This window comes from Frankia sp. CcCS3 (assembly GCF_977927575.1).
Genome location: NZ_CDWRCL010000015.1, coordinates 23,019 through 34,440 on the forward strand (window position 1 = coordinate 23,019; position 11,422 = coordinate 34,440).

General features: G+C 70.4%; 8 protein-coding genes. 5 read left to right on the forward strand and 3 right to left on the reverse strand.

Annotated features, from left to right (window positions below; genetic code table 11):
• Positions 1-73 precede the first annotated feature (73 nt).
• Genes AC08OQ_RS02880 through AC08OQ_RS02895 form a run of 4 tightly spaced genes read left to right on the forward strand, consistent with a single transcriptional unit; the run spans position 74 to position 5,336 of the window.
• On the forward strand, positions 74-3,955 hold the full coding sequence (locus tag AC08OQ_RS02880; RefSeq protein ID WP_476598498.1) for a nitrate- and nitrite sensing domain-containing protein: 3,882 nt from the start codon (positions 74-76) through the stop codon (positions 3,953-3,955).
• Positions 3,952-4,374 (forward strand): roadblock/LC7 domain-containing protein, encoded by a 423-nt coding sequence (locus tag AC08OQ_RS02885; protein WP_476598500.1) that lies wholly within the window; start codon positions 3,952-3,954, stop codon positions 4,372-4,374. Before AC08OQ_RS02880 ends, AC08OQ_RS02885 begins: the two co-directional genes overlap by 4 nt.
• A gap of 25 nt (positions 4,375-4,399) precedes the next feature.
• Positions 4,400-4,759: a DUF742 domain-containing protein gene (locus AC08OQ_RS02890; RefSeq protein WP_011435095.1), complete on the forward strand. Its 360-nt coding sequence runs from the start codon at positions 4,400-4,402 to the stop codon at positions 4,757-4,759.
• A complete protein-coding gene (locus AC08OQ_RS02895) occupies positions 4,740-5,336 on the forward strand; it encodes a GTP-binding protein (protein WP_462185733.1) in 597 nt (198 codons plus the stop codon). The genes AC08OQ_RS02890 and AC08OQ_RS02895 overlap by 20 nt, the downstream gene beginning before the upstream one ends.
• A 59-nt stretch (positions 5,337-5,395) precedes the next feature.
• Here the strand turns inward: AC08OQ_RS02895 and AC08OQ_RS02900 are convergent, their stop codons facing one another.
• Together AC08OQ_RS02900 and AC08OQ_RS02905 are read right to left on the reverse strand one after the other, a co-directional pair.
• Positions 5,396-6,757 (reverse strand): ABC transporter substrate-binding protein, encoded by a 1,362-nt coding sequence (locus AC08OQ_RS02900; RefSeq protein ID WP_476598502.1) that lies wholly within the window; start codon positions 6,755-6,757, stop codon positions 5,396-5,398.
• Between the two features lie 194 nt (positions 6,758-6,951).
• Positions 6,952-7,425, reverse strand: coding sequence for a hypothetical protein (locus AC08OQ_RS02905; protein ID WP_476598504.1), 474 nt, complete (start codon positions 7,423-7,425; stop codon positions 6,952-6,954).
• Between the two features lie 30 nt (positions 7,426-7,455).
• Here AC08OQ_RS02905 and AC08OQ_RS02910 point away from each other — a divergent pair, with 30 nt between their 5' ends.
• On the forward strand, positions 7,456-7,737 hold the full coding sequence (locus AC08OQ_RS02910; RefSeq protein WP_476598506.1) for a hypothetical protein: 282 nt from the start codon (positions 7,456-7,458) through the stop codon (positions 7,735-7,737).
• Between the two features lie 2,338 nt (positions 7,738-10,075).
• Here AC08OQ_RS02910 and AC08OQ_RS02915 read toward each other — a convergent pair.
• A complete protein-coding gene (locus AC08OQ_RS02915; RefSeq protein ID WP_476598508.1) occupies positions 10,076-11,263 on the reverse strand; it encodes a hypothetical protein in 1,188 nt (395 codons plus the stop codon).
• Positions 11,264-11,422 lie beyond the last annotated feature (159 nt).

The window sequence follows — 11,422 nt, forward strand, 5'->3', positions numbered from 1 at the left end:
ACCGAGCCATCCTGGTACGACCTGTTCCGGGAGGCTGGCGGAGAGGTTGCGAAGGTACGTGCGCAGACAACCGATGGCCAGCAGCACGGGCATCGCCGCAGACTCGGAGCCGACAGTGGCGCCGGGTTCGCCCGTGGACGCCGAAGACGGCGGGCAGCGCGATGGTCGATTCGCCGCGCCACCGAACCCAGCCGGGTCGGGACTGGCGCGCCTTCACCGCGCCGCCGCCAACCCCACCAACTGGCGGGTACGCACCAAGCTGATCGCGATTCTGGCCGTGCCTGTCATCGCGATCCTCGCCTACTCGTCCATCGAGGCGGGTACGGTGCTGACGAGCACGCGGGACGTCAACCGGATGTCCGACCTGACCGAGATCAGCCGCTCGGCGTCCGGGCTGGTCCACGCCCTGCAGGCCGAGCGCACCTACAGCACCGGATTCATCGCCAGCGGTCCCGTCGGCGCCCGGGACGGGAGCACGATTCCCACCCGCCGGGCGGCGGTCGATGAAGCTTACAAGGCGTACAAGTCAGCTGCCAGCGAGCGGCGAGGATCCTTCGGCAGCGAGGTACGCCGCGCCCTCGACGACATCAGCAGCCGGATGGACACGCTGCCCGCCAAGCGGCAGACGATCGAAAGGCTGATCGACAGGAAGGCGGTCGAGACCGCCTTTCAGCCGATCATCAACTCGCTGATCAACCTGATCCGGCTGATCCCGCAGGGAAATGACGACCAGGAGCTCAACGCCGGGGTCAACACGGCCTACTTCTTGATGTCCGGGACGGAGCTTCTCGCCGAGGAGCAGGCACTTATCCACGGCCTGCTCACCCGCAACGGGAACCATGTCCTCACGGCAGACGACTATCGCGAGTTCCTGTCGGCCGAGACCCAGCGGGGCCGCCAGCGCAACGATCTCGAGAACGTCGCTCTACCGGACCAGCTCGCGGTCTACGAACCGACGATCGACACCGAGACCAACGGGGACATCCGCAACACCCAGAATTATGTCGAAGAAATTCTGAATGCGCCCATCGGTCAGCCGCTGACCGCGCTGGAAGCCGAGAAATGGGACCAGGCGACCCAGCAGACCATCGACACCGGTACGGAGGCCGTCGACAAGCTCTTGGGCCTCGTCGACGCCCGCATAGGCACCCTGCGGGGCAACATCCAGCGCCACGCGCTGCTGTCCGGTCTACTGATCGTGCTCATCCTGGCCCTCGCCCTGCTCGCCGCACTGGTCGTCGCGCGCTCGCTGGTCCGCCCCCTGCTGGCGCTGCGGACCGCCGCGCTGGACATCGCCGATCACCGGCTTCCCGAGGCCGTCCGTCGGTTGCGCGATTCCACCGAGCTGGACATCGACGACTCGATCGAACCGGTCGGTATCGACACTGACGAGGAGGTCGGCGAAGTCGCGCGGGCTTTCGACGAGGTTCACCGGGAGGCGATCCGGCTGGCCTCCGAACAGGCGTCGCTGCGGAACAACGTCAACGCGATGTTCGTGAACCTCTCCCGGCGCAGTCAGGGACTGGTCGAACGGCAGCTGCGTCTCATCGACGAGCTGGAGAACCGCGAGCAGGATCCGGACCAGTTGTCCAACCTGTTCAAGCTGGATCACCTCGCCACCCGTATGCGGCGGAACAACGAAAGCCTGCTCGTCCTCGCCGGCACGGACACCGCTCGGCGCTGGACACACCCCGTCCCGCTGAACGAGGTCGTACTGGCGGCCATCTCCGAGGTGGAGCAGTACACCAGGGTCAAGCAGACGTCGGCCGCCGCGGTGTCCATCGCCGGCAACGGTGTCAGCGACGTCGTCCACCTGGTCGCCGAGCTCCTCGAGAACGCCACCTCGTACTCGCCGCCGGCCACCAGCGTCCTCGTCACCAGCCGCTCGCTCGGTCCGGGGGCCGGGGCGATGATCGAGATCGAGGACCAGGGCATCGGCATGCCGGCCAAGGAACTCGAACGGGTCAACGACCGACTGGCGAACCCGCCGGTGGTCGACGTGTCGGTGTCACGGACCATGGGCCTGTTCGCGGTCGGTCGGCTGGCCAGCCGCCACGGCATCCACGTCCAGCTGCGCGAATCCGCCTCCGGAGGTATCACCGCTGTCGTCCGGCTGCCCGCCAAGCTGGTGACCGGAGACGGCCGGGCCGGCACGGGACCGGGCCGGCCCACCGCGCCGACGCTAGGAACCCGCGCCGGCGACGCGCCGGCCATCCCCGGTTCCCCGACCGGACCGCGTGCACCGGAGCGGCCGGAGCGCACCGGCTCGGGAACTCCCGAACCGGTGGGCGGCAGGGTCGCGCCGACGAACGGCACCGGGGCCAACGGGCACCGGACCGCAGGTGAACCCGCCGGACCGGAAAGCCTTTTCGACGACTCCAGTGGGCCCCGGCGGTTTCCCAACACCAGGCCGTTCCCGCTCACCGGGCCGCTGGCCGCCGCTCAGCTCGGGTCCGACCGAACGGGTTCGCTGCCCACCGCGGATAATCGCGACTTCGGGCCGGACGACTTCACCCCCGGCCTCGACAGCGGCACCGAGCGCGACAGCGAGGCGGATAGCACCGGCGCCGCTCCGCCGACCCTGCCGCACGATCTACTCGGGCGGGGAGGAAACGACGGGGACTACCCGGTCCCGGGAGCCCGGGACCGGGACCGGCCCGGCCCCGGTGGGCAGGACGGTCCCCGTGACCCACGGGAGCTCGACGACCGGGAACTCAACGACCGGGAACTCGACCTCGATGTCCTTCGCGGCCGCGGCGGCACCGCTCCCGGTGGCCGGCTCGACCCGGCCACCGACGCCGAACCGCCCCCCGACGTCGTACCGGACACCCAGACCATCGACCGGCGCGGATTCGGACGACGGGATGATCTGGTCACGGACGAGACGAGACCGGTGTCGTTCGGGGACAACCGCTGGGGGACCAAACCACGTCCCGGCGGCACCACCGGGCCCGGTCGGACCGAGCAGCCCGACACCGCCCCGGCACCGCCCGGCCCGAGACCGCCCGGCCAGACCCGGCCCGAGGCCGGTGAGCGGACCCCGCCGGCCGAGGAGCCGACCCCCGGGGCCGGCAGTGTGTTCGCCCGCTCCGAGAACCGGCCCGTTCCGCAGGAACGATCGGAGCCCATGGAGTCCACCGGTCCCCGCGACCGGCCGGCGTCGGCGCTCGGGTCCCGGCGGTTCCGCGATACCGGGGCGACGGAGGCGATCTCCGGCGAGGACACCGGCGAACAGACCACGGCGGACCGGGACACCGACGACATCGAGACGTCGCCGATCTTCGACTCCGTGTCGGCGTGGTTCCAGCGACGTCCGCCGTCCAGTCGGGCGCCCGCCCAGCATTCGACGGCGGCCGCGGCGGCCCACCTCACCGGGCCGGATGCCGGTACGGCGGCGCCACCGGCCCGTTCCCCGGTCCGTCCGGGGCTCGGTGGGGCCTTCGGGCAACGCGGCCCCGCCCGCTCCGGAGTCGATCCGCTCACGGGTACCCGGACACCGGCGCGGGAGGAGCCCGCGGCGGACGCGCCGTCGGCGGCTCCGCCCGTCCCGGCCTTCGCGGCCCAGCATCAGACGGCCCTGCGTCAGACGGCCCCGCACCATCAGACGGCAGGGCAGTACCAGCCAACACAGCACCAGGCAACGCCCCAGCAGACCCCGTCCCGGGAGAACTGGACATCTCCCGGGGACGCCGGCTGGCAGGCGGCCGAGTTGTTGCGTCAACCGAGCACAGGCGGCGTGACGCGGTCGGGCCTACCGGTGCGAGTTCCCATGACCCATCTCGTGCCCGGCAGCGCCGAACCCGCGCCCCGCCGGCGTCCCGCCGACACCTCGGCCAGATCTCCTGAGGCTGTAGGAGGCCGGCTTGCCAGCTTCTACCAGGGCGTACGGCAGGGACGTGATGTCGGAGTCGACACCGCGAGGAATCCTCGACGTGACGCGCAGGAGGAACGGTGACACCCGTGAGTTCTGAAGCCCAGAACCTCAACTGGTTGATCAACAATTTTGTCGATCGAGTCCCGGGTGCCGCCCACACCGTCGTGGTGTCCGCAGACGGCCTGCTACTCGCCGTCTCCGACGGCTTCCCCCGGGATCGCGCCGACCAGCTCGCCGCAGTGGCCTCGGGACTGGTGAGCCTGACCCAGGGCGCCGCCCGCGTCTTCGAGGCGGGCGGCGTCACCCAGACGGTCGTGGAGATGGAGCACGGCTTTCTCTTCATCATGGCAATCAGTGACGGCGCGAGCATGGCAGTGCTCGCGGCACCATCCTGCGACATCGGTCTGGTCGGCTATGAGATGGCCCTGCTGGTCAGCCGGGCGAAGGACGTCCTGACCCCGGCGTTGCGCGCCGAGCTGCAGGGAACCCTTCCGCGGTGACCGGACGGCAACACAGGGAGTCAGGGTGAGTATCGATCCCGAGGGCACGCCCGGGCCGGTCGTCCGTCCGTATGCGATGACCGGTGGGCGCACTCGGTCGCGCTATGAACTCGCCATCGAGGCACTCGTCTTCACGACGCCTCTCGGCGAGGAACGAGCGATCGGCCTCAACCTGGAGCAACAGACCATCGCCGCCATGTGCCGGCAGGTGCGATCCATCGCGGAGATCGCCGCTGGCCTCCGGGTGCCCCTCGGGGTGGCCCGCGTGCTGGTAGGCGACATGGCGGACGAAGGCTTCGTCCGCGTCCACCAGCAGCCTGACCGCGACGAGGCACCGGATCTCGCGTTGCTCGAAAGGGTTCTCAGTGGCCTTCGAAAGCTCTGACAACAGGCGGGTCAACTCCGCCGTCGCCACGACCTCGGTTAAGATCGTAGTAGCGGGCGGGTTCGGCGCCGGAAAAACCACATTCGTGGGTTCGGTGTCCGAGATCGTCCCGCTGCGCACCGAGGCCGTCATGACCGAGGCGGGAGCCCACATCGACGACCTCACCCACCTGATGGACAAGACCACCACCACGGTCGCCATGGACTTCGGCCGAGTCTCGCTGGACGAGGATCTGATCCTGTACTTGTTCGGCACCCCCGGGCAGTACCGCTTCTGGTTCATGTGGGACGACATCGTGCGGGGAGCCATCGGTGCGATCGTGCTCGCCGACACCCGCCGACTGGCCGACTGCTTCGCCGCGGTCGACTACTTCGAGCAGCGGCAGTTGCCCTTCGTGATTGGCGTCAACTGCTTCGACGGGATTCTGCGGCACTCGATCGAGGACGTCCGGGAAGCACTGCAGATCAGCCCGGCCGTTCCCGTCATCACCTGCGACGCCCGCAACCGCGACTCCACCAAGAGCGCACTGATCGCGGTGGTCGAGCACACGATGTCGCGGGCAACCGCACGGACCTGAGGTGATCCCGCCCGGGGCGGCCGGTGCCAGTCGCCCCGGGCAAACGAGCCGACCCGAGCTCAGACGGGCGAGGGAACTTTGCGGAGTTCGGCCTCCAGCGGGACCTTGGTGTTACCCGCGTTGTTGACGATCTTGAGGTTGAAATCGTTCGCCTGCTGGTTCTGGTTCCACTGACCACCGACGAGGGCGATGCGGGCCACGTTCTTCGGGACGTTGGGCTGAGCTCCGAACGCCACGGGTCCGACAATGGTCTGGGCGTCGACGTCGCGGATGGCCGTGGCGACGGCTTCCCGACTGTCGAGGGAGTCGACGTTGCTCAGCGCCTTGACGGCGACCTCGAACAGGGCGTACGAAAATCCCAGGGTCTGGGTCCACCCCTGACCGCGGGCGCTGGTGAAGTCGTTGGCCAACTCCAGGGACGTCTTGTTCGTCAGCGAGCTACGGAAGGGATGCGCCGGTGACCACGCCACCTCGGTGGTAAGACCGTCACCACCGGTACCGAGGCCACGCACATCCTCCTGGAAGTAGATCGCCTTGGAGATCGTCAGGGCGTTCGGCGAGTAACCGGAGGCCCTGGTCTCCTTCCGGAAGGTGGCGAAGTCCGCGGCCCGGGACACGCCGACGACGGCCTGCACCCCGTTCTTCTTGAATTCATCGATATAGGTCTTGAATGAGGGCGCCCCGGTTGAGTAGCCGGCTGACATCGGCGACGTCAGCCGGAGATTGTTGTAGTTGCGGATGGTGGGAATTCCGAAGTCCGGGTCGGCGAACGCGCGGCCGTCGTCGTCGTCCGGATACATGAGCCCCACCTTGGTGATCCCGAGCTGGCTCCACATCGCGACGTAAGTCGCCACCAGGTCCTCCATGCCCCAGAAAAAGTGGTAGGTCCAGCGGAAGGGCATATCGACGTTGCCGCCCCGGCCATTCCACCAGGCCTGCCACGGGGCGATTGTGGAGATACAGGGAACCTGGTTGATCTCGCACTGGTCCGCGACAGGAATGGCGGTGTCGGAGGTGCCACCGACCAGCACGATGTCGACCTTGTCCTTGAAGATCAGGTCGGTTGTCGCGGTCCCGGCGCCATGGCGGTCCGACTCGGAGTCCCGGACGAAGATCTCGACGGGATAGGTGCGGTTCCCCACCTTCACGCCGTCGGCCAGGATCGTGCGCATCGTCTGCAGCACATACGAGTCGACCACGCTGTAACTGCGGAACGCCCCCGTCCGGGACGTCACATAGCCGAGACGTACCTTGCGCGTCGCGCTAGCCGAGGAGGATGAACCCCCGCACGCGGCCAACAGCCCGGCGGCCGGTGCCGCGACCGCCGCGGTCCCGGCCCAGCGAAGCAGGCCGCGCCGGTTAACGGCCCGTCGGCCGCTCTCCCGGGGAGCGGGGACGCCCCCGTCCGCACCGCCAGCCACATCCGTCCTGCCAGCGGCGGGACACCGTCCGCCACCCTCACTACGGTCAGACCTGAGCATGGCACCTGATCCTGCCCCACGCCACCCTGAATCCGACAGCCGGGGTCGGAACTCGGCAGATCCCGGGCGACCAGGGGCGCCTTAGATCCGACATATCGGTGTTTCACTTACCGTCAGCATGGGGATGGATCTTCTCAGTTCACCCCGCAGTATCGGTGCGGCGCACTGCCACTCGCGGTGAGTTCCAGCGTGCCCTGCGCCTTGTCGCGGATTCCGGCCCCGGGCTTGGCGATGTGCACCCCGGAAAGATCCTTCAGTGGCCCGCCGGTGAACTTCACGTTGCCGATCACATTCCCGCCGTCATTACCGGCCACCGGCGTGATCGTGTACTGACCGGCGGTGCCGCCCCAACTGTAGGCACCGGCGGTCCGTTCGACCACGAGCACACCGACGACATTGTCGGACAGCTTCAGGGGATTCGTCCCGGTAACAAGCCGGCATTCCCAGCTGCCATCAATCATCGCCTTGCCATTGATCGCGTCCGGGCTGGTCGTGGTGGGCGTCGGCAAGCCGATGGGGGGAGCCGGCGAAACCGACGGCGCGCTCTTGCCGTCGCCATCGCCGCGCAGGAGTGCATAGCCGCCAACCGCGAGCAACGCGAGGAGCAACGCAACGGCCAAAGGACCGATCCAACCCTGATGAAGCCAGGCGAGGCGATCCTCGCCGGAGAGGTCCTCGTCGTCCGGCTCATCCCGGGCATCCCCCGGTTCCCGCAGCCCCACCGCGCGGGCATCACGTCCGGAGGCCCGCCGCCCAGGCCCGGAATGGCCGCCGGCCTCGGCGCCCTCCTCATGCCGGCCAGCATGCCCACGGCTCCTGGCGCCGGTTCCGCCAGCGCGACCGGCCCGGTCCGCGGTGCCACGCCGGCGCTCGCCGCCGTTCGCCGCACCCCGCTCACCCGATCGCGTCGATCCGGATGACCGGATGGGCTGAGGAGCCGAGACCGGTTGGAGATTGTTGGTGTCGGTCACCGGATTCGGGGTGCGGCGGCGGTCGGCAGGCACACTGCGACCACTCGGTTTGCGCACCGACCGGGAGGGCTGCCAGCCGCTGTCGTCATCCGGCGCGGGGCCGGCACCTCTGGCCTTTCCCGATCCCCGCCGGGGCACCAGGGACGTCCTCTCCGAGGGAGACTCGGGTCGGCGCCCCACCGGCGGCAACGGAGTTCCGACCAGGCCACGCGCACCGGTCCCGGCCGGCGGCGCGGAGGCGTCTGGCCGATACAGCGGACGAGCGGTCGTCATCGTCTCCTCGACCCGAGGTACAGCCAGGTCGGCGGGCCGACCGCTGGCCCGCGACGCATCGGCGCCGGCCTCGGGAGCCGCCCGCCGCTCCGGGGCCGCGAGCGCCCGGCCGCGGGCCGGAGCGGGCAGCCCGTTCTGGCCGGGCAACCGGTCAGTCGGACCGGCCAACGAGTCCCTCGGTCCAGATGCCCGATTCGCCGGCATCCTCCAGTCGCTCCCCGTCGCAGTCTCCACCGACGATCGTCGCCGGGCCACCGGGAGCGGTCCGGAGAGCGGGTCCTCACGGCCGGGGACCAGTCCGGCGATCCCGTTGGGCCCGTTGGGCGGGAGAGGACGGACGACGTCTTCGGTGCCGGACAGGGGAGTCCGCCAGCCTGCGAGATCCGCTCCGCCGTCGCGGGGGTCCCGCGGACGATCCTGGCGGGAGCGCAGACGGTCCTGGCGGGAGTGTGGGGGCAGTCCCCCGGAACCGCCGTTGCCCCCAGAACCGCCGTTCGGGCCCCTTCTTCCCGGACCCGGGTCCCTGCCGGGACGACTCGACGCCGATCCCGGCAGATAGGCTGCCGCGCCCCCGAATCCGCGGGGCGGAGTTGATGAGGTCGCGCCCGGACCGGCGGATCCACCGCCACCGGGACGGACCCCGCCGGCCTCCCGGTTCAGGGGGCCCGGGCCCGGTGCGGGCGCGCCCGCACCGGGCAGTTGAACGCGGGGCGAGCTGTGCCCGTTCCAAGGATCCGTCGAGGAGTATGCGGTTCGGGGCCCGGCATCGGGCGGCGGTGCGGCGGCGGTCACGCCAAAGCTCCCGGGCACCACCGGGAAGGCCGGGCCGGTGACCCGGCTCGGGGTGCCCGACTGGCCCGGAGCTCTCCTGAGGTCCGCCGACGATGTGGGAACAGCCCGGGACGGTGGCGCGGGAACCGGTCGGGCGGAGATCGGAAACCCGCCGGTGAACGGGTCTGCGGAAGCGCCACCCCCCGATCTCGTCCCGGAGGTGGTCCCCGCCGCCCCGCCGGCCCGTGGGGAACGGCCCATCTGCACCGGTCCCGACGGCGGACCGGTCGGGACCGGATAGGCCTCTCGAGCGGGCCCGCCCACCTGCAGGTCGGGCGGCCTCGCAGCCGTCCTGGACGCCGCGGGCGGTGGCGGGGACGCCGAGGGGAGGTAGGACGTCGGCCGGGACGCGGTCGGTGGCGGACCGGCGGAAACCCGAGGACCCCTGGGAACAGGAGGAACAGGAGGAGCCACCGGAGCGGCGGATGACACCGCCGGGGTAGACGGGCCAGCGGGAGCGGGGGGGGTCACCGAGATGCCCGGCGGGCGTCCACCGGCGGGTCCCGGCGCCGGACCGTCCCAGGTGGTGGTCACGTCGAAGGGATCGGCGGGACGCGCACCGCCGCCTGCCGGCGGCATGGCCGGTCCCGGTCTCGGCGCCGGCTCACGCCGGGGCCAGGGAGTCGAATCCCAGGACGTGGGCGCGGGCTCACGGGAGACAGGACGGGCTGCCTGCTCGCCCACCCGCTCCACCGCGAAGAAATCGTCGTCACGACGGGAGGCAGCCGGGCGCCCCGTGGCACCGTCGCGGTCGGTGTCGTAGGTCGTCACAGAACTGTCACCCGCCTCCGGGCGCGGGCGCCGGACGTCGGCGACGTTATCCCGGATTCAGGCATCATGGCCACTGAACCGCTGTATTTGATCATAGGGCGGCATCTCCTGCCCCCCTGGTCAGCACGATGCGGGCAGTCATCGCGTGGACGTGCGTCGGGTAAATGTGTGATCTGGCCACGCCACCGGGTCCCCCGCCCGGGCGGACGAATGCACGTGGGGCAGCCTCGCTCCGGGAGGAGCGGTCTCGGGATGTGTCCCGGAGAACCGCACCGCCATGACCGCCCGTTGATACGTGAAGGACATCTTATCACATCACCGACGAAAAAGCAATAGCACTCTCGTCCGTCGTCCCGCAGCCCATCTAGGCATGTGATAATAGTTCTGTCAACCCACTGTACACCGGTAATCGTCATCGTTTGTCACGGCAGGCGGCATAGATCTCCCGCACGATGCGCTGCGACGACTCGGACTGGACGTTGTCGCTGAACCGCTGGTACTCCTCCTGGGTGTAGTCGGCTTCCAGCTTCTCCAGCGTGCAGGTGCAATAGCCTTCGTTACCGTTGCTGACGTCGAGGCACGAGCTGAGATATGCCCGACGGACCTCCGGGGAGTAACGGCCCTTCCCCACCGCGGCCGGCCCGGCCGCGGTCCCGGAGCCCGATCCACCGCCGCCGAGGGCGAGGAATCCGATGACGCCGAGCCCGAGGCAGACGAGAACGACGGCGGCGCCGATCAGCAGCGGCGGACGGTCGCGCACGTGCTGGACGAGCGCGGTGACCCGTGCCGGCAGCCCGCCGGCCTCGGCACGCCGGGCCGCCGCCCGGCGCCGAGCCGTCGCCCCGCGCCGGGAGGTGGGCCCGGACGGTGCCCATCCACTGTCGTGCTCGTCGAACGACCCGGCATACGGCTCCGGCCCGCCGTCCGGATCGCCGTCCCACCGCGGTGTGCCGTCCGCCGCACCACCGGTGGACGGGGCGTACGTCGCCGCCATGCCCCCGACACGCCGGATCTCGCCAGTCGAGTCGCCGTCGCCCCAGGTCGTCTGCGCTGCGGCCGGCCCTGCGGGCGCAGCCACCGGATCGACGGGATCCGCCGCACCCGCGCGGCGGGCCGGACCGGTCAGATCGCCCCACTCCGACGGCCCGCGCGGTGCAATGACGTCCGCGGCCGGTTCCCCCCACCGGCCGCGCTGGCCGGTGGGGCCGTAGGGTGCCAGCCCCTGTGTGTCCGGCGCTGATGGCGTGGCCACCGGGCCGCTCAGGGGGCGGGGTGAATCGGTGAGCGCCCCGCCCCAGCTCGGCGGTGCCGGAGCCGCTTCCACGGCGCTGGGCCCGGAATCGGGCGACGAGCCGGCAGCGCCGGGCCGCCCACCGAACGAACCGCCCTGCGCTCCTACATCGGACCCGGCCCGACCGGATCCAGGCTCCCCGACCGGACCGGCACCGAAGGCGGGCCCACCGGGATGGTTACCGAATCGCGCCAAGGCCGACGGACCGGCCGGCGGCGCTGCCGATGACGGCTGCCAGGTCTGGGCGGCCTCGTCCCAGACATAGGCACCGTCATCGCTGACCCAACGGCCGTGCTCGTCGAGACGCATCTGTCGTCCTTCATGCCGGAGACGGACCGCTTCCAGGGTGCCATGTCGGGTAAGAGCCCGGATCGACCGGGTACCGCCGGTGGTTGGCACACCACGGGCACGCCCGTCGGGCTCGCGCACCAGCGAGCGATACCTCACGCGACGGCTACCGCCTCGCAG